The following is a 24,516-nucleotide window of genomic DNA, read 5'->3' as shown; positions in this document are numbered from 1 at the left end:
TGTACGGTTCTTTGTGCGGAATGCTGCAATGACAGCGCTAACGGCACATAGGAAGAACGGCTGTTCTGTGATATAATGTCCGTTGGAGGTGGCAACATTTGGCCCGAAGAAAACGCAAGAAGCAGTCGTTTAGCAAGAATCTCAAATATGAAATATACGGCATTTTGCTTATTACAAGCTCTATTCTCGCATTGTCTGGCGTAGGACCCTTTGGACGTGTGTTGTCCATGCTGTTTGGTTTTATGCTTGGTAAATTTTATTTTTTCATACCTTTAACCTTGATCTATTCAGGTCTTAGCGTGATGATCAGGCGCAATTGGCAGTTAAGCTGGAATCCTCGCATCTCAGGCATCGCGTGTATTCTTGTTGCGCTTACTTTAATCAGCACCATAGCAGCGGCTAATGAAGTCATCGTGCGCCATACACCAGTAATGCAAGGGGAGCTAAGTGCAGGCAAAATATTTAGCGAAGTTAACAAGGACATGCTTGCCGAGTTGTGGAAGCCTGTTCATACAGGCACAGTCAGTGATATGCTGCACAAAAATATTAGCGGTGGATACATAGGTCTGTTGGCGTATTGCTTCCTGTATGCGCTCTTCGGATCACTTGGCACGAAGTTAGTAACTATTGTACTTTTATTTATTGGTTTTATGTTGTCAACCCAATTATCGTATGTGGAATTGGTTCGACTCATTCAAACTCAAATGAAGAAAATTTATTCCGCCTTTATGAAGAAACGTAAGGCACGTTTGAATGAACGTCGACTGGAGGAAGGGACGCGACCCGCTAGAAAGTCTGAACGTGAACCGATTCCTGACTTCTCTGAGGATGATGATGAATATGGACCGCCTAAGAAAGGTTATAAGACACCTGTCTTTTTCCAATTGTTTAATATGAAACGAACACTGGAGCGCGGTCAAGATATGGAAGATGCAAATGATGATTGGGAAGCGCCAGAGGCGAAGCCAAGCAGAAGGCGCAGACGCGACGATAGTCAAGATGCTGATTGGCATGAATTCCATGAGGAGCAGGGACCAACAGCAAGTGTATCCAATCCAACGGCTACTAATGTTAATGCCAGACGATCTGCAGCTTTGGCTGCTGGTGGGGCTCATCTTACGTCAGCGATATCTGATGCGCAGCATGAAGGGCCTGTGTTCCATGATTTTACTGCCGAAGCGCATCAATCGTCATGGGACCAGCAGGATCATACGATACCTGGACAGGATGACATTGATGATGATTGGTCTGCACAACCCATAATACCAAACCCCCATGCACAAGCTCTTGGTGATATTCCAGTCGTGCTGGAAGAGGAATTGGAAGGTATGGGACTTGACAATAACATTTCGTCAGCCGTGGATCAACAAGAAGGCTTAAGCTTAGAGACTGAGGGGACAGATCAAGTGGAGTCAACTCCTGTTGAGCCACCCAAGCCTCCTGTGAAGCCCTATAAGCTGCCAAGCTTTCAATTGTTGTCCAAGCCGCAAGGCAGTGGCAAAGGCGGTGATCAGGCTGATTTTATGCAAACTGCACGTAAGCTTGAAGCAACGCTCGAAAGCTTCGGAGTAAGAGCAAAGGTGCTGCAAGTCGTTCGTGGCCCAGCAGTAACACGTTATGAGATTCAACCTGATATTGGGGTGAAAGTGAGCCGTATCGTTAGTTTGACGGATGATATTGCGCTGGCACTCGCTGCCAAAGATATTCGTATGGAAGCGCCAATACCAGGTAAGTCGGCTATAGGTATCGAAGTGCCTAACAATGATGTATCGATAGTTACGATGCGCGAAGTGATGGAAACGCCAACCTTTGTGGATGCTGCTTCGAGGATAACGATCTCGCTAGGTAGAGATATCGCCGGCACACCGATCATTGGCAACTTGGCAAGAATGCCCCATTTACTCGTTGCAGGAGCAACAGGCTCAGGTAAGTCTGTCTGTATAAACGGGATTATCACTAGCATTTTATATAAGGCGAAGCCAGATGAAGTGAAGTTTCTAATGGTGGACCCGAAAATGGTGGAGCTTAACGTGTATAACGGTATCCCGCATTTGCTGGCTCCTGTTGTAACAGACCCTAAGCGAGCATCGCTTGCACTCAAGAAGATTGTTGTTGAGATGGAGAAGCGGTATGAACTGTTCTCTAAGTCAGGCACACGTAATATAGAAGGATATAATAAGCATGTTGAAGCAGATAAGGATAAAGTGTTGCCTTATATTGTTGTTATCGTTGATGAATTGGCTGATTTAATGATGGTAGCAGCCAACGATGTAGAGGATGCAATATGCCGTTTGGCACAGATGGCGCGTGCGGCTGGTATCCATCTTATCATTGCAACGCAGCGCCCATCCGTTGATGTCATTACAGGTGTAATTAAAGCCAATATCCCATCTCGAATTGCTTTTGGAGTATCGTCACAAGTCGATTCCCGAACGATATTAGATATGGCTGGGGCTGAGAAACTGTTAGGCCGCGGAGACATGCTGTACTTGCCGATGGGCTCTTCCAAGCCAATTCGTGTGCAGGGAGCATTTTTATCCGATGAGGAAGTGGAAGCTGTTGTGTCCTACTGCAGCGATCAAGCTGCAGCTAATTACGATGAGGGACTTGTACCTGAAGTAGATGAAAATGGTATGGCTGCTGATGAACCAGTCGATGATTTGTATGAACAAGCTGTTCAGATTGTGCTAGAAGGGCAGCAAGCTTCGGCTTCGTTATTGCAGCGTAGACTGAGAGTCGGTTATAACCGTGCGAGCCGGCTAATTGAATTTATGCAAATGCAAGGCATTATCGGTCCTCCGGACGGTAGTCGTCCACGTGAAGTGCTTGTGACATTGGAGCAATACCAGCAGGCGAAGATATCCTCTTAAGGAATTCATGTATAGAACGATTACCATTTTCTCATAATAATGTTGCCAATCCTGTCAATACATCAAGAGAGAGGTAGACATTAGATATGAGAAAACGGATGATTTGGATTACAGCTTGCATCGTGCTCGTTCTGTTTGGCGCATATCAATTGAAGCACGTATCCGATACGGTTGCTACGTTCAGCAGCGCCACGTTGAAATACGGCTCTAAAGGCCAGGATGTTAACGAGCTTCAAGGACGTCTCAAATTTCTTGGTTATTATTATGGAAAAATAGATGGCGTATACGGGACGGCTACACAGAAGTCGGTCAAATGGTTCCAGTCCGAATTTGGTATTAAAGTGGATGGAATCGTGGGTGCTAAGACTAAGGATAAGCTGGTCAAAGCCACGAAAAACTGGAAGCCGTCCTCTTCGTCATCAGGAGGAAGTAAACCGCCAAGCTCAAAACCATCGGATTCTAACGTTAGCAACTCAAACAACATGGGTTACTCCGAGAATGACCTGAAGCTAATGGCAAACGCTGTGTACGGAGAGGCTAGGGGTGAGCCGTATGAAGGGCAAGTGGCTGTAGCTGCAGTCATATTGAATCGTGTGAAGTCGCCAAGCTTTCCAAATTCAGTCTCTGGCGTCATTTTTCAACCGAGAGCCTTTACTGCTGTTGCGGATGGTCAGATATGGTTAACACCTAATGAAAGAGCACGCCAAGCCGTTCAGGATGCGATAAACGGCTGGGACCCTTCGGGAGGTTGTTTGTATTATTTTAATCCCGTCACCGCTACTTCCAAGTGGATTTGGTCTAGACCTCAGGTAAAAACAATAGGCAAGCACATATTCTGTATGTAATGTATGTGCAGAAAGCGGGAGAAGCGATGGCAGAACCATCTGCTTCTTCGTTTTGTATTCAAGACTGCCCATAACGTTTATGCAGGCTAAAGAGATAGCAATGCTCTATAGCTGCATATATATCGAATATAAGATATGATCAACCGTAGTCTGCTTGATGCGGGAAAAGGAGAGCCTGCTATGATGACAACTCGGACACCTGCTTTTGAGAGAGGTGCTGTTAATGGCATACGATTGCATGTAATGCCTACGACACGATTTAAGACGTTTGCAATTGCTGTATATATTGGAATTCCGCTTCGGGAAGAGACGGTTACACCTGTGGCTTTGACGCCATTTGTGTTACGACGTGGAACTGCGGAGCTGCCTGAGACAATCCAATTTAGAGAACGATTGGATGAGTTGTATGGTGCTGGTTTTGGTTTTGATGTTTACAAACGGGGCGATTATCAGATCATTCAATTTCGTATGGATATCATTAATGATGCTTTTGTTCAAACGAAGGATCCCCTGTTAAAACGAGGGTTTCAATTCCTAGGCGATGTAATTACATCTCCAGCATTGGAAAACGGCATTTTTCGTTCGAAATATGTGCAGGAAGAAAAGGAAACGGTGCGAAAGCGCCTCGAGGCTATCGTTAATGATAAAATACGTTATGCGCAGGAACGATGCTTGGAAGAAATGTGTAAGGATGAGCCGTACCGACTTCATCCCCTTGGTAACCGGTCTGAGTTGCCTCCGCTTGAAGCAGAACAATTGCACGAGCGATATAAATGGTGGCTTGATCAAGCTTGTATTGATGTGTACGTCATAGGTGACACTAATTTGAATGAGATTGAACAATGTGTGAGTGAGCATTTTCATGTCAGTCGTCAAGAGATAGCCCCAAAATATGCAAGAACAGTGCCCGTCCCTCGCATAGGCGAAGCGCAGCAAGTCATTGATCGACTTGACGTCACACAAGGAAAGTTAAACATGGGGCTGCGCTCTACGATCACGTACCATGACGATTCGTACCCCGCTGCATTGTTATATAATGGTGTACTGGGCGGTTATCCACACTCTAAATTGTTTATTAATGTCCGCGAGAAAAACAGTTTGGCATATTATGCCTCTGCTCGGTATGACGGTCATAAAGGCATTTGCGCCATCCAATCTGGTGTGGAGTTTGATCTGATTGAGAAGGCTACTGCAATTATTAAGCAGCAATTGGATGCGATGCAGCAAGGGCAGATTGAAGCTTTGGAGTTGGATCAGACAAAGGCCATGCTGGCTAACCAGCTTCGTGAAATTGACGACTCCGCATTTGAAATGATCGGCTTTGATTTTAACCGTGTTTTGTCCGGCAAAGAACGAACTACAAGCAGCTTGATCGAACAGTTAATACACACGACAGCAGACCAGATTCAGACAGCGGCATCGACGTTCCACCTCGATACGATATATGTTCTGCGCAATCGAGAGGAGGTATGAGGAATGGAACAACGACAGTTTAAACAGGTGCAGGAAACGTTGTATTATGAACGAATGGATAATGGTTTAGATGTATTTGTACTGCCTAAGCCGGGCTTTCAAAAGACGTATGCGACGTTCTCAACTCGATACGGTTCGGTAGACAATCATTTTCAAGTGGAAGGCCAGACACCGATTCAAGTGCCGGATGGGATCGCACATTTTCTGGAGCACAAGATGTTTGAGGAGCCAGAGGGCGATATCTTCGCAACCTTTGCCCAGCAAGGTGCCTCGGCTAATGCTTTTACTACGTTTGATCGGACGGTTTATTTGTTCTCGGCAACAAATCACGTTGACCAGAACTTAAGTACACTGGTTGATTTTGTGCAGCGCCCTTATTTTACAGACGAAAACGTCAATAAAGAGAAAGGGATTATTGCTCAGGAAATAAACATGTATCGTGACAACGCGGATTGGCGCGTATATTTTGGATTGATTGAAGCTATGTATCATCAATATCCGATTTATATCGATATTGCGGGAACCGTTGAATCCATTAATACCATAACCAAAGAAACGTTGTTTACATGTTATCATACCTTCTACCACCCTACTAATATGATGCTATTTGTGGTAGGTGGTGTAGATCCTGAGGCGATTATGAAGCTCGTGCGCGACAATCAAGCAGCCAAGCCATTTAAACCGCAGGGTGAGATTAAGCGGATTTTTGAAAAAGAACCCGAAACGGTACGAACGCCTCGTTTTGTCACCAAGCTGCCGGTATCTAGTCCCAAGTGTCTGTTTGGCTGCAAAGAGCCTCGTCCTGGTTTAACTGGAACTGAGCTGCTTCGGTTTGAGCTCGAAACACGAGTTATGATGGATCTAATGCTCGGTAGCAGCTCACCCTTGTCCCAATCGTTGTATGAATCAGGACTGACGTCTGATAATATAGGTCATGAATATAACTGTGAGACCGAATATGCATTTTCTATCATGGGCGGCGAGACGAAGGACCCTGACGAATTGGTGAAGCGGGTACAGGCTGCGATTGAAGAAAAGAAGAAAGAAGGCTTTCAAGAAGCAGAGTTTGAACGGATTCGTAACAAACGAATTGGAACCTACTTAAGAATGTTGAATTCACCTGAATCTATTGCTAATGAGTTTACCAAATACAAGTTCCGTGAAACTGATTTGTTTGATATACTGTCGGTATACGAGTCCTTACAGTTGGATGAAGTTAACGACAGGCTGCGCAGTCATTTCCAATGGGACCGCTTGGCGGTATCGATCGTTGAGCAGCCTTAAGCATGGAATGTAACGATTTCAGGCGTACCTTCATTACCGAAGGTACGCCTTTTATTATGTGGCGTTATGTTTTACACACTCTTATATAGGGGAGCGGATGTCAATGAAATTATTATCAGAAACGACCGTGCTTATAACGGGAGGCAGTCGGGGAATTGGTGCAGCTATAGCTGAGCGCTTTGCTTCAGTAGGAATGCGGATTGTCATCCATTATTTAGAAGCACATGAAGCGGCAAATGAAGTTGCACGCCGTTGTATTGCGCTTGGGAGCGAAGTGATGACGATTAGTGCAGATTTGCGTTCCAAAGAACAGCTGCGTAGGATGAAGGAAAAGCTAGATGCCGAGGGCTTTGTTCCGGATATTGTGGTTAATAATGCGGGTGTGTCCTACTATGGATTATTTACAGATGTAACCGAGGAAGAATGGGACGAATGTATGGCGATCAATTTAAAAGGCACATTTATGTGCAGTCAATTATTTGTTCCACATATGATTCGTCAACGTTATGGCAGAATTATTAATGTATCCTCTGTCTGGGGAATAGCGGGCGCCTCTTGCGAGGTCATGTACTCAGCTGCAAAGGGTGGAATTAATGCCTTCACCAAGGCATTAGCTAAGGAGTTGGCTCCATCAGGCGTTACTGTTAATGCAGTAGCTCCTGGAGCCGTAGATACGGATATGATGAAACACTTGGATGAAGAAGAACGGATTTCTTTGCAAGCTGAGATTCCGGCAGGGAGAATGGCAAACCCCGATGAGATTGCGTCACTCATTTATTTCCTTGCGCTGCCTGAATCCAGCTACATAACCGGTCAGATCATTAGCCCTAATGGAGGTTGGCAGGCTTAAAGCTTTAGGAGCTAACATTCGATGGCGTTACGAATAAGCAAGCTGTCTTTCGCACATATTACGACTGTAAGTTGCTGTGTACAAACACAGGGCTAGTTACTATGCGCTTAAAGGAGGCTTACTTATGTCATCTGTATTAAAAAACTTCGATTCGTGGAAAAACTTTCTTGGAGACCGTGTTAAAACGGCAAAAAACTTAGGAATGAACGAAGAGACAATCGCTAAACTGGCGTTTGAAATCGGTTCTTTTCTCGACGAGAAAGTAGATCCACAGAACCTTCAAGAACGTGCTATCAAAGAACTATGGGATGTAGGCAGCGACGATGATCGCAAAACGATCGCTCGTTTAATGGTAAAGCTAGCCGAAAAAAACGGGTAATTGTGAATTTTTGCGGAGAGGACTTGACAAAAGTCCTTATTCCGCTTCTTTTTTTCAAATGACACATGAATACATGCTCACTATCTGCTATAATGAATAGCGGCTCCAACTTCACCAATGGGTTTCACTATGATAAGCGCTTTAATTTTAATTTTTAGGCTGTATAGTGGAATTCAGGTGGTTTGTATTGTAGAATGGAATCGGACAATCGCAGATTGGGGTGTGTCATGGAATATAAACAGTGGTATATGGAATATAAGATACATAAGAACCGTCCCGGACTATTAGGTGATATTGCTTCACTGCTCGGGATGTTAGAGGTTAATATATTAACGATCAACGGCGTCGAGGGCAAGACAAGAGGGATGCTCCTTCAGACAGACGACGACGAGAAAATTGAGATGATGGGACAGATGCTGAAAAAGGTGGACAACATCACGGTATCTGCACTGAGGCAGCCCAAGTTAGTGGATATCCTTGCTGTTCGTCACGGCCGTTATATCGAACGTGATTCAGACGATCGTAAAACATTTCGTTTTACGCGGGACGAGCTAGGTCTGTTGGTTGACTTTTTAGGTGAAATCTTCAAGCGTGATGGTCATCAAGTGATAGGTCTTCGCGGGATGCCAAGAGTCGGCAAGACAGAGTCAATTATTGCTGGCAGTGTATGTGCAATGAAGCGTTGGACATTTGTATCCTCAACACTGCTGCGCCAGACTGTTCGTAGTCAAATGTCCGAGGAAGAGATGAACCCACATAACATTTTTATCATTGACGGGATCGTGTCAACAATTCGTTCGAATGAGAAACACGAGATGCTGCTGCAGGAAATTATGAATATGCCTTCTACTAAAGTAATTGAGCATCCGGATATTTTTGTCCGTGAGACCCATTATGATTATGATTTCTTTGATTACATTATCGAGCTGCGCAACGCGCCTGATGAAGAAATTACGTACGAAACGTTTACCGTCAATTACAACGATTTATAATAGATATATATATAGTCTAAAAAGTTGGGACATACATTCTAGACAGGAGGTGAAATTGTGTCAGAATTAGGTCAATTGCTTAAAAAGGCCCGATTAGAGAAAGGTCTGTCACTGGATGATGTACAGGAAGCTACTAAGATTCGAAAACGGTATTTGGAAGCAATCGAAGAAGGGGATTATAAGATCCTTCCGGGATCGTTTTACGTACGCGCCTTTGTGAAGACATATGCGGAAACTGTCGGGCTGGATCCGGATGAGGTTGCTCAGTATTATCGTCAAGACATTCCTGCCGCAGAACCAGAGCCTACTATTGAACCTATGATTCGGAAAAAACGTTCCGTTCAACATAGTGACAAATTTGGGAAATGGGCGACGACACTGCTCATGTGGTCATTCGTTATTTTAATTATCGTTATTGTGTACTATTTCTGGGTGAAGGCGTCCGATACTGGCAATAATTCGAATAGTGCAGATTCGAGTAATATTACGAATGGCATTAATCAGAATGAAAAGCCAAACAGCGGTAACAACACACAAGGTAATGGCCAGACAACAACACCAGAGCCAACACCTGAACCGGAAGAAACTAAAGATCCGATTGTTGCTCAGGTTAGCCCTGCACTTGTAGTCGTCTCTGCTGCAGATGAGAAGCCGTTTAAGCTTGAAATTAAGATCGAAGACGGCGTGTGGCTTGGAGTTCGTACGATAACGAATGCCAACCAACTGGCTAAGGATGTATTTGACAAAGGGCAAGATCAGACGTTTGACTTGGGAAAAGACGGGCTGGATATCACGTTTGGTAATGCAGGACGTTGCAAAGTGCTCATTAATGGCCAGACTATTGACATTGGACAAGGAATGAACAAGAAAGTTCGGTTCGAATGGAAGACTTATGAAGAGGCATTGCAACTAAAACAAGGTTCGTCTGTGAGTGATGATACGGGAACCACTGCGGATACGAATAACGGATAACGTCCTAATCATAGCTGTTCGGAGAGGTGGATAATTTTTCTTGATTGCCATTACCGCATAATCTGATCTCCTCGGGAGAGAATAGGGAGGCGGCGATTTATTCTCATTTTAGAGAGGGGTCGTTATCATGGCAGCAAGTTGGGTTGTTACAGGTCTCGGTGTCATTGTCAGCTTGTTAGGTTATTATTTGACGCCTAGTGCATGGGGCTATGGGATTCTTGGTTTCGGCTTGGCCCATATTGTGCTTGGGGTGCTGGACATGTTTCGCACACCAGTTCGAGGCCGCTACTAAGCCCGGTTCAAACACGATGAACAGCAGCACATGGGCATTCTTTTGCGATTTCGATTGCAAGGGGATGCCCTTGTGCATTTTCTTACATAATTTAAGAATTATATGAACCTATTATGAAGGAGGATATCGCAAATGGCAGACAGTTCATTTGATATTGTATCTAAAACAGATTTGCAAGAGGTAAGCAACGCGGTTACACAGGCGGAGCGTGAGATCGAAACCCGATTTGATTTTAAAGGCAGCAAGAGTTCCATTAAGCTGGAAAAGGAAGAGTTGATTATTGCATCGGATGACGAATACAAGCTGAAAAGTGTCATAGATATTTTGCAATCCAAACTTATTAAGCGTGGAATCTCCATCAAAAACATGGAATTTGGCAAATTGGAAGGTGCATCAGGCGGCTCCGTGCGTCAGCGTGTAAAGATGAAGCAAGGAATTGAACAGGATATTTCTAAAAAGATCAATATTTTAATCCGTGATTCTAAGCTGAAAGTTAAGAGTCAAATTCAAGGAGATCAAATTCGTGTAACGGGTAAGAACAAGGATGATTTACAGGCAGTCATGAAATTGTTGGTCGATGCTGATTTGCCGCTTGACTTGCAATTCACGAATTATCGCTAGAGAAAAGCATATCCTTTCGCGGGAATTGCCGCTCTATAAGGTGATATGTTTAGTTTTGATTACGATTTTGACTAAGAGGTCACCCTGTATTATACTTGACTAGATAAAGAGGGCCGTTCAGAGAGGCTTCATTGCGCGGCAGAAGACGAACTGCAATACCTAATTGGGGGATGCATTCATGACAGAGAAGATTAAGATCGTGACATTAGGCTGCGACAAGAACTTGGTTGACTCCGAGATTATGTCCGGTCTGATTCATGAGCGTGGATATGAATTGGTCACTAATGAACTAGAAGCTACTGTTATTATTGTCAATACATGCGGATTTATTGATGCTGCCAAGGAAGAATCCGTTAACACTATTCTCGAGCTCGCAGACCTCAAAGAAACGGCACAACTCAAGGCATTGATTGTATCTGGCTGTTTAACACAGCGTTACAAAGAACAACTTCTGGACGAGATGCCTGAGATAGATGGTATCGTGGGTACGGGCGACTTTGACAAAATTGCTACAATCGTTGATGAAGCGCTTGCTGGCAGTAAGCCAATACATGTTGGTAATCCCGTATTTAACTATGATCAGGCGCTCCCGCGCAAGGTGGCAACTCCTAGATATACGGCTTACGTTAAGATTGCGGAAGGCTGCGACAACAATTGTACGTTTTGCAGTATTCCAATTATGCGTGGCAACTTCCGTAGTCGCACGATGGAGTCCATTCTGGCTGAAGTCACACAGCTTGCAACTCAGGGCGTTAAAGAAATCAGTCTCATTGCTCAAGATTCAACGAACTATGGTACTGACATTTACGATGGTTTTAAGCTGCCTGAGCTGATGAATCAAGTGAGCAATATTCAAGGTGTAGAATGGGTACGGCTCCATTACGCATATCCTGGATTTTTCTCGGATGAACTCATTGAGACCATTGCAAGCAACCCTAAGATTTGCAAATACATTGATATGCCGCTGCAGCATAGCGAAGATAATGTATTAAAACGTATGCGGCGGCCTGGCCGACAACGTGATGCTCGTGAATTAGTACAGAAGATTCGTACGCGCATCCCGAACGTTGCAATGCGAACATCCATTATTGTGGGGTTCCCTGGGGAGACGGAAGCAGACTTTAACCGTCTGTGTGAATTTGTTCGTGACATGCAGTTCGACAAGCTCGGAGTATTTACGTATTCTCGTGAAGAAGATACACCTGCTACACGACTGAAGGGGCATTTAGACGAAGAAGTGAAGGAATGGCGGGCCAATACGTTGATGGAGATTCAACGTGAGGTGTCGAAGCAAGTAAGTGAGAAGCGGATCGGACAAGTCATTGATGTGCTTGTTGAACGTTACGACGGGCGAAATGACGTGTTTATTGGTCGTTCGCAGTTTGATGCGCCAGAAATTGACGGCGAAGTATTTATTTCCAACAGCAAGCTCAGCATCGGAGAACTCGCACAGGTTCGGATTACGCATGCGTTGGAGTTTGATTTGGCTGGGGAGGGTATCCAGTGAATTTGCCTAATAAGATTACATTAGTTCGTATCTTCTTAGTGCCTATTATGATGTTCTTTTTGCTGGTTAATTTTGATTATTTCAAGCCTATCCAGATAAACGATTTCTCGATTACGTATAATCAAATCATAGCCGCGCTTATCTTTATCATTGCGGCTAGTACGGATGGGTTGGACGGTTACATCGCCAGAAGTCGGAAGATGGTCACAAATCTGGGCAAGCTGCTTGATCCGCTGGCGGACAAGCTGCTTGTTGCTGCCGTTCTTATCTCGCTAGTTGAGATGGGCAAGTGTGATGCATGGATAGCGATCGTCATTATTAGCCGGGAATTTGCCGTGACAGGCTTACGGCAAGTAGCTTTGCTTGAGGGAACAGTTGTGGCGGCAAGCAAATGGGGCAAATGGAAGACAGCAACGCAGATCACTGCGATTATTGCGATGCTGCTTAACAATTTCCCGTTTGTGTTGTTTGATATTCCATTTGATATCATTGCAACATGGCTTGCAGCTTTGATTACGGTTTATTCAGGCATCGATTATTTTGTTAAAAACAAAAGCGTACTACACATGTCATAATATACGGACACTTCAGTAATAGGTTCAATCCTTCGCAGCGCGAAAGGGCGGGGCCTATTACTGCTTTCAGAGGAGACGATTGTTATGAAAGCGGAAATGATTGCTGTAGGAACTGAATTGCTGCTAGGTCAAATCGTTAACACAAATGCACAATACTTATCCCAACAGCTCGCTCTATTGGGCGTGGACGTCTACTACCAAACAGTAGTCGGTGACAATCCCCATCGTCTTAGAGATGTGATTCAGACAGCCAGCAAGAGAGCAGACATCGTACTGCTCACAGGTGGTCTGGGCCCTACACTGGACGATATCACAAAAGATGTTGTCGCAGAACTGCTAGGGAGAGGCATGCTAATTCATGAGCCATCCATGCGCAAGATGGAGGATATGTTCAAGGGTAGAGGCATACATATGGTAGACAGCAACCGCCGTCAAGCCAATTGGATCGAAGGTTCGGATGCACTAGCCAATGAGGCAGGTTTAGCGGTGGGGAATGCTGTCCTGCATGAGGACGTGGCGTATATCTTATTGCCAGGACCGCCAAAAGAAATGAAGCCTATGTTTCAGTTGGAAGTTGTCCCTTGGCTGGAGAAGCATTTGTTTGATGAACGGACATCATTGTATACTCGTATGTTAAAGTTTGCGGGCATTGGAGAGTCGAATCTGGAAGCGCAGTTGCTTGACCTGATCGAGTCTCAGTCTGATCCGACGATTGCGCCTTATGCAAAGGAAGGAGAGGTTCTGATCCGACTCGCGACCAAAAGCGACTCGAAGCAAGAAGCAGGTCGCAAATTGGATGAATTGGAATCTGTTATCCGCGGAAGGTTGGGACAGCATATATTTGCAACAGAAGATGTCTCCTTGGAGCATGTCATCGTGGAACAAATGACAAAGCTAGGTCTAACCTTGTCTGCTGCTGAAAGCTGTACGGGGGGCTTGTTCTCCGAGCTGGTTACATCTGTACCGGGTAGCTCGGTGATGTTCCATGGAGGGGTAGTCTCGTATGCCAACGCACTCAAACAGAAGCTGCTTAACGTTCCCTCCGAGCTGTTAGAAGGAGAGAATGCTCCAGGGGCGGTTAGCCAAGAGACGGCGAGAGCGATGGCAGAAGGCCTGCTTCAGTTAACAGGTACTGATATTGCGGTATCCATAACGGGGGTTGCAGGTCCAGGTCAGTCGGAGCGTAAGCCAGCTGGCTTGGTATTTATCGGAATAGCGCAAGCTGGACAGGAGACGTTGATTGAGGAACTGCGGCTCAATGGTAATCGAGATATGATCAGGCTGCGTGCGGTCAAAATATTGCTGCATCGTATTTGGCGGCTATTGCAGGAGCGGAAGTAGTCGGCTTTTGTATGACAATCTACTTTTCTACTTCGCAAACCGCACGATGCGGTTGGACTTTCAGAACCTATGTCATATTTCGTGCCTATTATATCGGACTGCCGCCGTGTCATATTGTATATGATGAGATATGGTGAATGTTGGAGAGCAAGCATATAAGGTCTTGTGATTAGAATTGAAGTATGGTATATTTTTCATGATTTTAGCTGCGGAAGAACCGTAATAAGGCGCTATTAGCCTTGTTGCGGTTTTTTAGTATGAACAAAATGTAAAAAAGAGGTTTTACATCCATTTAGAAGGTGGTGTTGTTCTAAAAATCGAATGTATGTTCGAAAAAATGCTTGGCAAAGGTACAAAAACACGGTATTATGAGTATACAACGTTAATGAAGGAAGTGAGTATGTGTCAGATCGTCGTGCTGCATTAGAAATGGCATTGCGTCAAATAGAGAAGCAATTCGGTAAAGGTTCCATTATGAAGCTTGGAGAATCCAACCACATGCAAGTTGAAGTTGTACCTAGCGGATCGTTAGCACTTGATATCGCACTTGGTATTGGAGGATTGCCTCGTGGCCGTGTCATTGAGGTGTATGGACCTGAATCATCCGGTAAGACAACCGTATCCCTTCACGCGATTGCGGAAGTACAGAAGACAGGTGGACAAGCTGCATTTATTGATGCGGAGCATGCATTGGATCCTCAATATGCCAGCAAGTTAGGGGTCAACATTGATGAGTTGCTCTTGTCTCAGCCAGACACTGGGGAGCAGGCTTTGGAGATTGCTGAGGCGCTTGTACGAAGCGGAGCAGTGGATATTATCGTTATTGACTCCGTAGCTGCTTTGGTACCTAAGGCGGAGATTGAAGGCGAGATGGGAGATTCCCACGTAGGTCTTCAAGCACGACTTATGTCGCAAGCTCTTCGGAAGTTATCTGGAGCTATTAGCAAGTCCAAGACTATTGCAATCTTTATTAACCAGCTTCGTGAGAAAGTTGGCGTAATGTTTGGTAATCCAGAGACAACACCTGGCGGACGTGCCTTGAAGTTCTATTCTAGTGTTCGTTTGGATGTACGTCGTGTGGAATCAATCAAGCAAGGCAATGATATGGTAGGTAACAGAACCCGAATTAAGGTCGTGAAGAATAAAGTTGCACCTCCGTTTAAGCAAGCGGATGTTGACATAATGTATGGTGAAGGCATATCGAAAGAAGGCAGTATTGTAGACATTGGTACCGAGATGGATATCGTGCAGAAGAGCGGCGCATGGTATTCCTATGAAGGAGAACGACTTGGACAAGGACGTGAGAATGCCAAGCAGTTCTTAAAGGAACATACGGACATTTCTCTTGTTATTGAGAACAAGATACGTGAGGCAAGTAACTTGACTACTGTAATCTCTAGTGATGCTTCAGTTGATGACGAGGACGAAGCGGAATTGTTGGAATTGGAAAAGGAATAATAGCTTTGCAATAGCTGTTACTTGGGACAAGCACCTTCATCTAATGAGAGAGGGTGCTTGTCCTGTTGCATATAGGCACGTATGGAGAGCAGCAGAGGGGGCACGTTGTGAGTGAACAGGGACAGACAACTGTCATTATACGAGTAGAGCAAGATGAAGCACAAAAAGGACGGTATACGATCCACTTCGAACATGCGGCTCCATTGAACGTGCATGAAGATGTTATGATAAAGTACCGCTTGTTAAGAGGGGCCGAGGTATCGCTCGATTTTATGGAAGAGATTGTGCGAGCGGATGAGAAGACAAGGGCTTATGTGCAGGCACTTAAATATTTGCAGCGCAAGCCGCGGACAAGTACCGAAATTTCACGGAATCTCATCCAAAAAGGCTACGATGAGGAGATTATCCAAATCGTTGTGCAACAATTGGAACGGGAATGGCTGGTTGATGACGGTGCATACGCAGAGCAATGGACGGAACAGCGGGTGACCCGACATCTTAAGGGTAGAAGATGGGTGCAGCATGAGCTGAAGCAGAAAGGAGTCCATGAACGTCATATTGCAAATGCAATGGCCTCTCTAGACCCTGAACAGGAGTTGGAAAGTGCATTCCATGCAGCACGTAAGAAGTGGCGTCAGACAAGCGGAGAGGCGCATCTGAGACGGCAGAAGGTAGCTGCTTATCTGGCTCGCAGAGGGTTCCCAACAGACATGGCGAGAAAGGCAGCTTATGAAGCATCTCAACATATGGAAATAGCAGACGATGAAACTAGCGATGAATGACAAGGTATAGTTGACGATTGCTTGACAATATCTTTAACTGAATACTAAAATGAACATGTATCTTTATTTTCACGAAATCAATCTCTCCTTCCAGATATTGATTTCTAAATGATTCATTTCGCCAATGAATGGTTTCCGAATATCGCCGCAGGGCGATACACGTGTATGCAAGCGCGTGCACTTTCGCCGACATATGATGTCGGTCCTTCAATTGAATTGGAATGAAACGCACGAACAACCGAAAAAAAACCTAACCCAAGCAGTGCTTGGAGGAACCAACGGGGAGGTGGAAATGATGCCAATTTGGCTCGATATCGTTCTCGTTGTGGCCGCATTGTTCTTAGGGTTTGGAATCGGTTATCTGATTCGCAAATCGCTTGCGGAAGCGAAAATAACGAGTGCCGAGCACGCCGCGGAACAAATAGTGGAAAGCGCGCGTAAAGAAGCGGAGGCACTGAAGAAAGAAACAGTGCTCGAAGCTAAAGACGAGATCCATAAACTTCGCACCGAAGCGGAGAAGGATACCCGTGAACGCCGGAACGAGATTCAACGACTTGAACGACGTGTACTACAAAAAGAAGAGTCGCTGGACAAGAAGTTAGATTCGCTAGAACGTAAAGAAGAACAACTGGTTCTCAAAGAGAAACGAATTGAAGAAACACAAGAACAGGCTGATCGTATTCATCAGCAGCAGATTACCGAATTGGAACGCATTTCGAACCTGTCCATGGAGGATGCAAGACAGATTATTCTGACCAATGTGGAACAGGAAGTACGACATGAGACAGCCCAAATGATCAAGGAAATCGAGCAGCAAGCTCGCGAAGAAGCGGACAAGCGCTCGCGTGACATTATCACGCTTGCGATTCAACGTTGTGCAGCCGACCATGTAGCAGAGACAACCGTTTCTGTAGTCGCATTGCCTAATGAAGAGATGAAAGGCCGCATCATTGGCCGTGAAGGTCGAAACATTCGTGCGCTTGAGACGCTTACTGGTATTGACTTGATTATTGACGATACACCGGAAGCGGTTATATTGTCAGGGTTTGACCCGATTCGTCGCGAGATTGCTCGTACATCACTTGAGAAGCTGGTTGCGGATGGACGAATTCACCCTGCACGCATCGAAGAGATGGTCGAGAAATCACGTAAGGAAGTGGATGAGCGCATCCGTGAGTACGGGGAGCAAGCAACCTTTGAAGTTGGCGTGCATGGATTGCACCCTGATCTTATCAAGATTCTTGGCCGCTTGAAGTTCCGTACAAGTTACGGACAGAACGTGCTCAAGCACTCAATGGAAGTAGCTTATCTTGCTGGCCTAATGGCAGGAGAGCTAGGCGAGGATGTAACATTGGCAAAGCGTGCCGGTCTGTTGCATGATATCGGCAAAGCCTTGGATCATGAGGTGGAAGGATCTCACGTCGAAATCGGCGTAGAGTTGGCGAAGAAATATAAAGAACATCCTGTTGTTATTAACAGTATTGCGTCCCACCACGGTGATTGTGAAGCGACTTCTGTTATAGCTATGCTGGTTGGAGCAGCAGACGCCTTGTCTGCAGCACGTCCAGGCGCACGCCGCGAGACACTTGAGACGTACATTAAACGTCTGGAGAAGCTTGAGGATATTTCCGAATCATTTGAAGGTGTCGAGAAATCGTATGCTATTCAAGCGGGGCGTGAAGTGCGTGTCATGGTACAGCCAGATAAGATCGATGACAGTGAAGCTTATCGTCTTGCTCGTGAAATTACGAAGAAGATCGAGGGTGAACTCGATTATCCGGGGCATATTAAAGTCACGGTTATCCGAGAGACACGCGCAGTGGAATACGCGAAGTAAGTTGAATAACGGGAAGATGGAGAAGTGGCCGGTGGCGGCCACTTCTCTCATTTGTAAGGGGGACTGGATCCGATGAAAGTCATGTTTATCGGCGATATCGTCGGGAATACCGGCCGTAAGGCTCTGAAGCTTCTGCTGCCAGAACTGAAGCAGAAGTATAATCCGCACATCATTATTGCAAATGCGGAAAATGCTGCAGCTGGACGCGGGGTTACTGCTGCAATTATCAAGGAATTTATGGAATTGGGTGTTCATGGTTTTACGATGGGCAACCACACATGGGACAACAAAGATATATTTGATTGGATTGACGATGAGAAACGGGTCATCCGTCCGGCAAACTTCCCGCCAGGAACACCAGGTCATGGGATAGCAACAATTAAAGCGAACGGGAAAGAGCTTGTCATCATCAATCTGCAAGGCCGTACTTTCTTGCCAGCTATAGATTGTCCATTCCGCGAGGTTGATGATTTGATTGCTTCGCTAGGGAAAAAGCGCAAGCCTGTACTTGTTGATTTCCATGCTGAAGCTACTTCAGAAAAGATCGCAATGGGCTGGCATTTAGATGGCCGAGCTTCGATCGTTGTCGGCACACACACACACGTTCAGACAAACGATGAGACTATCTTGCCAGGCGGTACCGCTTATTTAACGGATTGCGGCATGGTCGGCTCAAAAGATGGCGTATTGGGTATGGAACGGGAAGCTGTGTTGCGCAAATTTAAGTCCCAACTTCCAGTTCGATTTACGGTATGTGAAGGAAAATGGCAGTTCCACGCCATCATTGTCGAAATAGACGATGAGACGGGGGCAGCCAAAAAGATAGAGAAGATTCGCCTGCGAGAAGATGAATGGATTATGAGCTAACAAATGGATAAGGTAGATCTAACGTGTAATCCGAACCTGTCAGGGGTGGATTACACGTTTTTATTACCAATTGATTGAACCGGCAAAAGAAGGTATTTCTAAAACTTCGGGAATGAGATGCCAAGCACGCGCATAGTAGTGATACATAGCGATAAACGTGCATGACCGTTGTGCAAGTGTTGTCCGTAAACCGCACATCAGGACAGGAATGTTTACGATGTTCACGAATATGCTGTATTAATGGAATCTCACCCACATTCCCGAGGAGGTACTTTCCATGGAAGTATTAAAAGTTTCAGCAAAATCCAATCCTAATTCGGTAGCTGGTGCTCTAGCAGGAGTGTTGCGCGAACGGGGAGCTGCCGAATTACAAGCGATTGGAGCCGGTGCTTTAAATCAGGCTATTAAAGCAGTTGCAATCGCACGGGGGTTCGTAGCGCCAAGCGGAGTAGATTTAATCTGTATACCCGCCTTCACCGATATTGTCATCGATGGAGAAGACCGCACGGCTATTAAGCTCATCGTGGAACCACGATAAGCACGAAATGCAGCAGACGTTGTACCTATGTCTTAACCTGTTTACGTTGTAAGCAGGTTTTTTGCTGTCATTAGATCAGGATCTTGATTACGATATCAGGGCTTGGGTGTGTTAATCTATATTGTAGAATGCATACTTGGATCGGACAAGCTGTAGACGGTGCGAAAGCTATGCAGAGCACGATTATCTGTAGGTGGATACAACGCGCTCGCACCAATTGAAGTCCAAGTCTATGTGAATAAAGGAAGGAATGACACGATTATGACTCGTCGAGTTATTGATTTTCATTGTGATGTACTATACAAGATGCTGTACGAGGGCAAGGTGAATATATCGCAAGAAGACCTTATGGACGTTACGATTCCAAGACTTCGGCAAGGAAATGTAGGTATCCAGGTACTTGCGTTGTTTCTTGAGCCTCATTTGCTAACAGGTCCACCACGGTTCTCACAAGTATTACGTGCAATTGATCTCTACCGGGAACATATCCAGTCACATGAGGATGTGATAGACATTCGCTGGCAGGAAGACTTGGTACGATGGAACGAACAGCCCGATAAGCTTGGGATGATTCTGTCACTGGAAGGTGTTGATGCACTGGAAGGGGATATGGTGTATCTGCGTACGATATACGAGCTTGGTGTGCGATTCCTGGGTCTTGCTTGGAACAATGCCAACTGGGCCGTAGACGGGGCGCAGGAGCCGCGTAAGGCCGGATTTACAAGAGAGGGGATCACTTTAATACAGGAGTGTGATCGTTTAGGAATCACACTTGATGTAAGTCACTTAAATGAGAAGGCATTCTGGCAATTGCTTGAATTAACGGACAAGCCGATTATCGCATCACATTCTAACAGTGCCTACATTATGCCGCACGTACGCAATTTGACAGACGAGCAGATTCGGGCGATTATTGCACGGGACGGCCGAATAGGGGTTACATATGTGCCGTATTTTGTAGCGGAAAAAGGGCGTGTTGAGATTGAAGATCTCGTGCGCCATATTGATCGGATATGTGAACTTGGAGGACGTAATCATATTATGTTAGGTTCTGACTTTGACGGAATCGATAAAAAGATTGTTGGCCTGGAACATGCTGGGATGCATGGAGATTTGTTATCTGTACTGGATAAGAAATACGGTGCGGCCTTCACAGATGAGATTGCTTCTGGCAACGCAAAGCGATTTTTGGCTGCGCACTTGCCAAGACGCGAACAATAAGCATTAATTCATCTCGCAACGGTATTAAATCTATCTAAAGTTGCTATTAAGAGGCGCAGCGAAAACGCTTGCTTTTTAAGAATACCGGACATACAATTGTGGTGACTCACGCATTAGAAAAATTTTACTTCTTACATTTGTCAAATCATAATGCGTCTCTGAAGTGGGAGAGGCCAGTGCGAGTCACTTTAAAGGAGTGGGCGAGCTTGATAAGTCAATTGTCATGGAAAATCGGGGGGCAACAAGGGGAAGGCGTAGAAAGTACGGATCGTATTTTCTCGACAGCATTAAATCGTTTAGGTTACTATTTGTACGGCTATCGTCACTTTTCTTCGCGGATTAAGGGTGGCCATACAAACAACAAGATTCGCATTAGTACGAAGCCAATTCGTGCAATCTCAGATGATCTGGATATTTTGGTCGCATTTGACCAAGAAACGATTGACTTGAACGCACATGAACTACGCCAGGGGGGCGTAATCGTAGCTGATGCCAAGTTTAATCCCGTGGTACCAGAAGGTGTAGAAGCACGGTTATTTGCCGTGCCGATTACGGCAATTGCCGAAGAGTTGGGAACGTCTTTAATGAAGAATATGGTTGCTTCCGGCGCATCTTGGGCGCTGCTCGGGCTGCCGCTTGAAGTATTTAATACAGCTGTAGAAGAAGAGTTCGGACGTAAAGGTCCAGCAGTCGTTGAGAAAAACGTGGAGGCTGTGCGTCGTGGAGCAGACTTCGTGTTGGAGCAAGCTGGAGGACCGCTTGGTGAGTTCCAATTGGAACCTGCTGATGGTGAGCAAAAGTTGTTTATGATTGGCAATGACGCGATGGCGCTAGGCGCGTTGGCGGCAGGGTGCCGGATTATGGCGGCTTATCCCATTACGCCTGCTTCCGAGATCATGGAATACCTGATTAAGCAGCTTCCGAAGTTTGGTGGTACGGTCGTGCAGACGGAAGACGAGATCGCTGCCGTTACGATGTCAATCGGTTCGAACTATGCTGGTGTTCGTTCGATGACGGCTTCTGCTGGGCCTGGCTTATCGTTGATGATGGAGGCTATCGGACTGGCAGGAATGACAGAAACGCCACTTGTCATCGTGAATACACAGCGCGGCGGTCCAAGTACAGGGTTGCCGACCAAGCAGGAGCAAAGTGATGTCAACGCCATGATCTACGGTACTCACGGGGAGATTCCGAAGATCGTAATTGCACCAAGCTCTATCGAAGAATGTTTTTATGACATGGTCGAAGCTTTTAATCTTGCTGAGCGTTACCAGTGTCCAGTTATCGTACTGACAGACTTGCAATTGTCGCTCGGCAAGCAGTCGTGTGAGCCTTTGGATTATGAGCGGATTATTATCGATCGCGGCAATCTTGTAACCAACGTACCGCCTTCCGAAGATAACGTGTTATTTAAACGTTATGAATTCGTTGAAGGAGGCGTATCTCCACGTGTTCTTCCAGGTGAAAAAGGTGGGCTGCATCATGTGACAGGCGTCGAGCATGATGAGACAGGACGCCCATCGGAAAGCGCGATTAACCGTAAGAAGATGATGGATAAGCGGCTTCACAAGCTGGATAATTTGCAAGTAACCAATGCAATTCGAGTGGATGCACCACATGAAGACGCAGATCTGCTTATTGTTGGTATGGGATCAACGGGCGGAACTATTGATCAGGCCCGTATGCAGCTCGAACAAGATGGCATTAAGACCAATCACGTTACCATCCGTCAAATCTATCCATTCCCGGTTGCACAGTTCAAGGCTTATGCCGATCGTGCTAAGCAGATTGTTGTATTGGAGAACAATGCAACAGGGCAGCTGGCAAATCAGATTAAGCTGAACGTTGGAGTTGGCGACAAAGTTCGTAACATTACGAAGTATGACGGTACCCCTTTCTTGCCTAGCGAAGTATATAAACAAAGCAAGGAGTTGGTCTAGCATGGCAACTTTTAAAGAGTTCCGCAACAATGTAAAGCCTAACTGGTGTCCGGGTTGCGGTGACTTTTCGGTACAGGCTGCCATTCAGCGTGCTGCGGCGAGCGCCGGCTTGGAGCCTGAAAAGCTTGCTGTCATCTCTGGAATTGGCTGTTCTGGCCGTATCTCAGGTTATATTAATGCTTATGGCTTCCACAGCATCCATGGACGCGCGCTGCCAATAGCCCAAGGCGTGAAGCTTGCGAATCGGGATTTGACTGTTATTGCTTCCGGGGGCGATGGCGACGGGTTTGCTATCGGGATGGGGCATACCGTTCATGCGATACGGCGTAACATCAACATGACCTACATTGTCATGGACAATCAGATTTATGGCTTGACCAAAGGACAGACATCTCCGCGGAGCGCTGTTGGCTTCAAGACCAAGAGCACGCCGGAGGGTTCGATAGAATCAACCTTGTCTCCACTGGAGATCGCACTCGCTGCGGGTGCTACCTTCGTAGCCCAGTCATTCTCAAGCGATCTCAAGCAGTTGACGTCGTTAATTGAGCAAGGCATCAATCATGAAGGCTTCTCCCTTATTAATGTATTTAGTCCTTGTGTCACGTTTAATAAGATTAATACGTATGACTGGTTTAAAGAAAATATTGTTAACCTAGATTCAGTAGAAGGTTACGATGCATCCAATCGTGTAATGGCGATGACCAAGCTTATGGAAACGAATGGTATGATAACAGGACTTATTTATCAGAATCAAGATAAGCGATCTTATGAGAATTTAATTACTGGTTTCCGCCCGGAGCCGTTAACTAATCAGAATTTGCAAATATCTGTGGAAGATTTTGATAAACTGCTGAAAGAATTCAAATAATTTTCGCAAAATTGTTGAAAAAGGCATGCGTCATTGACGTATGCCTTGTTTAATTTCGTAGTATAATACACTTTGGTACTTGAACTAGAGAGAAATCGAGAGGTGGAAGACACATGAAAACTGTACCTGTCGGCGTATCTGGACGTCATATTCATTTGACTCAAGAACATATTGAGGCTTTGTTTGGCCCAGGACACCAATTAACTGAATTCAAAGCATTATCCCAACCTGGCCAGTATGCAGCCAATGAAACGGTAGAAGTACACGGACCTAAAGGATCTTTTAAATCAGTTCGTATTCTTGGACCAGCTCGTCCTGCATCCCAATTGGAAGTATCCCGTACGGATGCTTTTTCGCTCGGCTTAAAACCTCCTGTGCGTGAGTCTGGCGACATTGCTGGAACACCAGGCGTGAAGCTTGTAGGTCCACATGGCGAAGTGGAGTTGGAAGAAGGAGTTATTGTGGCAGCTCGTCACATTCATTTCCATACTTCAGATGCTGCTAAGTGGAACATTGAGGATAAACAGAAGCTCCGTGTTCGTGTCGGTGGGGAACGTGGCGTCGTGTTTGAAAATGTTGTTGCACGTGTTCATGCGAACTTTGCATTGGACATGCATATCGATACAGACGAAGCTAATGCTGCAGGCGTTAAGAATGGTGACACTGCCGAGATCGTCGAATAATTCATACTTTGCATGGCAAGAACAATCAGAAAAGCGGTCCTCAGTGGGCCGTTTTTTTGTTTGCCAATTTAGATAAAAACAGGGGATATCCTAGCTTAATTGGGTCCATGCAGGATAAGTCTATATAAGCAGGACTCTAGTAGCGTAAGGGTGGAGGATATAGTGCCTTGCTCTTATTATTGATGAAGTATTTGTAATATGAACTGTCGTAACCTGTCTAGGGATTGATGCTTATGGCGGATTTTTTCGAACTGAGAAACGGTTATAATAAATGTACATCAAGCAAATATTTACTATGACATTTACCTACTTTTATATAAT

22 protein-coding genes are annotated in these 24,516 nt (G+C 45.5%); all 22 read left to right on the top strand.

Annotation, left to right across the window (positions count from 1 at the left end):
* Positions 1-98 precede the first annotated feature (98 nt).
* The 22 genes from MH117_RS08355 (at position 99) to pduL (ending at position 24,195) form a co-directional block, all read left to right on the top strand.
* Positions 99-2,870 carry an FtsK/SpoIIIE family DNA translocase gene (locus MH117_RS08355; protein ID WP_239328218.1) on the top strand — a complete coding sequence of 924 codons (2,772 nt, stop codon included), beginning with the start codon at positions 99-101 and terminating at the stop codon, positions 2,868-2,870.
* 86 nt (positions 2,871-2,956) lie between these two features.
* Positions 2,957-3,715 carry a spore cortex-lytic enzyme gene (gene sleB / locus MH117_RS08350; protein ID WP_239328217.1) on the top strand — a complete coding sequence of 253 codons (759 nt, stop codon included), beginning with the start codon at positions 2,957-2,959 and terminating at the stop codon, positions 3,713-3,715.
* 180 nt (positions 3,716-3,895) lie between these two features.
* Entirely contained in the window at positions 3,896-5,188 is a 1,293-nt protein-coding gene (gene yfmF / locus MH117_RS08345) for an EF-P 5-aminopentanol modification-associated protein YfmF (RefSeq protein WP_239328216.1), read from the top strand.
* A 3-nt stretch (positions 5,189-5,191) separates the two neighbouring features.
* Positions 5,192-6,472 (top strand): EF-P 5-aminopentanol modification-associated protein YfmH, encoded by a 1,281-nt coding sequence (yfmH, locus tag MH117_RS08340; protein ID WP_239328215.1) that lies wholly within the window; start codon positions 5,192-5,194, stop codon positions 6,470-6,472.
* 103 nt (positions 6,473-6,575) lie between these two features.
* Entirely contained in the window at positions 6,576-7,322 is a 747-nt protein-coding gene (ymfI, locus tag MH117_RS08335; RefSeq protein ID WP_239328214.1) for an elongation factor P 5-aminopentanone reductase, read from the top strand.
* A 124-nt stretch (positions 7,323-7,446) separates the two neighbouring features.
* On the top strand, positions 7,447-7,701 hold the full coding sequence (locus MH117_RS08330) for a DUF3243 domain-containing protein (RefSeq protein ID WP_239328213.1): 255 nt from the start codon (positions 7,447-7,449) through the stop codon (positions 7,699-7,701).
* Positions 7,702-7,928: 227 nt separating this feature from the next.
* The gene (locus tag MH117_RS08325) at positions 7,929-8,693 is read left to right on the top strand and encodes a DUF3388 domain-containing protein (RefSeq protein ID WP_239328689.1); all 765 of its coding nucleotides are present in this window, start codon (positions 7,929-7,931) and stop codon (positions 8,691-8,693) included.
* 57 nt (positions 8,694-8,750) lie between these two features.
* Positions 8,751-9,665, top strand: a complete 915-nt coding sequence (locus MH117_RS08320) for a helix-turn-helix domain-containing protein (protein ID WP_239328212.1) — start codon at positions 8,751-8,753, stop codon at positions 9,663-9,665.
* Positions 9,666-9,792: 127 nt separating this feature from the next.
* Positions 9,793-9,957, top strand: coding sequence for a hypothetical protein (locus MH117_RS08315; RefSeq protein WP_211234327.1), 165 nt, complete (start codon positions 9,793-9,795; stop codon positions 9,955-9,957).
* A gap of 132 nt (positions 9,958-10,089) precedes the next feature.
* Complete coding sequence (locus MH117_RS08310; protein WP_239328211.1) at positions 10,090-10,578, top strand: YajQ family cyclic di-GMP-binding protein; 489 nt, start codon at positions 10,090-10,092, stop codon at positions 10,576-10,578.
* 178 nt (positions 10,579-10,756) lie between these two features.
* Complete coding sequence (gene rimO, locus MH117_RS08305; protein ID WP_239328210.1) at positions 10,757-12,085, top strand: 30S ribosomal protein S12 methylthiotransferase RimO; 1,329 nt, start codon at positions 10,757-10,759, stop codon at positions 12,083-12,085.
* Positions 12,082-12,660, top strand: coding sequence for a CDP-diacylglycerol--glycerol-3-phosphate 3-phosphatidyltransferase (gene pgsA / locus MH117_RS08300; protein WP_028545224.1), 579 nt, complete (start codon positions 12,082-12,084; stop codon positions 12,658-12,660). Before rimO ends, pgsA begins: the two co-directional genes overlap by 4 nt.
* 84 nt (positions 12,661-12,744) lie before the next feature.
* Positions 12,745-14,001, top strand: a complete 1,257-nt coding sequence (locus MH117_RS08295) for a competence/damage-inducible protein A (RefSeq protein ID WP_239328209.1) — start codon at positions 12,745-12,747, stop codon at positions 13,999-14,001.
* Positions 14,002-14,403: 402 nt separating this feature from the next.
* A complete protein-coding gene (gene recA / locus MH117_RS08290) occupies positions 14,404-15,459 on the top strand; it encodes a recombinase RecA (protein WP_285104860.1) in 1,056 nt (351 codons plus the stop codon).
* A gap of 107 nt (positions 15,460-15,566) precedes the next feature.
* Positions 15,567-16,241 carry a regulatory protein RecX gene (locus MH117_RS08285; RefSeq protein ID WP_239328208.1) on the top strand — a complete coding sequence of 225 codons (675 nt, stop codon included), beginning with the start codon at positions 15,567-15,569 and terminating at the stop codon, positions 16,239-16,241.
* A gap of 292 nt (positions 16,242-16,533) precedes the next feature.
* Complete coding sequence (rny, locus tag MH117_RS08280) at positions 16,534-18,078, top strand: ribonuclease Y (protein WP_028545228.1); 1,545 nt, start codon at positions 16,534-16,536, stop codon at positions 18,076-18,078.
* A gap of 72 nt (positions 18,079-18,150) precedes the next feature.
* Positions 18,151-18,945, top strand: coding sequence for a TIGR00282 family metallophosphoesterase (locus tag MH117_RS08275; protein WP_239328207.1), 795 nt, complete (start codon positions 18,151-18,153; stop codon positions 18,943-18,945).
* Positions 18,946-19,222: 277 nt separating this feature from the next.
* Positions 19,223-19,483 (top strand): stage V sporulation protein S, encoded by a 261-nt coding sequence (locus tag MH117_RS08270; protein WP_006286829.1) that lies wholly within the window; start codon positions 19,223-19,225, stop codon positions 19,481-19,483.
* A 159-nt stretch (positions 19,484-19,642) separates the two neighbouring features.
* Positions 19,643-20,704: a dipeptidase gene (locus MH117_RS08265; RefSeq protein ID WP_239328206.1), complete on the top strand. Its 1,062-nt coding sequence runs from the start codon at positions 19,643-19,645 to the stop codon at positions 20,702-20,704.
* A 206-nt stretch (positions 20,705-20,910) separates the two neighbouring features.
* Positions 20,911-22,644, top strand: coding sequence for a 2-oxoacid:acceptor oxidoreductase subunit alpha (locus MH117_RS08260; protein ID WP_239328205.1), 1,734 nt, complete (start codon positions 20,911-20,913; stop codon positions 22,642-22,644).
* Between the two features lies 1 nt (position 22,645).
* Positions 22,646-23,512 (top strand): 2-oxoacid:ferredoxin oxidoreductase subunit beta, encoded by an 867-nt coding sequence (locus MH117_RS08255; protein WP_239328204.1) that lies wholly within the window; start codon positions 22,646-22,648, stop codon positions 23,510-23,512.
* Positions 23,513-23,625: 113 nt separating this feature from the next.
* Complete coding sequence (gene pduL / locus MH117_RS08250; protein WP_239328203.1) at positions 23,626-24,195, top strand: phosphate propanoyltransferase; 570 nt, start codon at positions 23,626-23,628, stop codon at positions 24,193-24,195.
* Positions 24,196-24,516 lie beyond the last annotated feature (321 nt).

The sequence above is a fragment of the Paenibacillus sp. ACRRX genome, assembly GCF_022346885.1.
In the GTDB taxonomy this organism is placed as follows: domain Bacteria; phylum Bacillota; class Bacilli; order Paenibacillales; family Paenibacillaceae; genus Paenibacillus_B.
The sequence above is the reverse complement of the archived record's forward strand: the minus strand, read 5'-3'. Positions and strand labels throughout refer to the sequence as shown.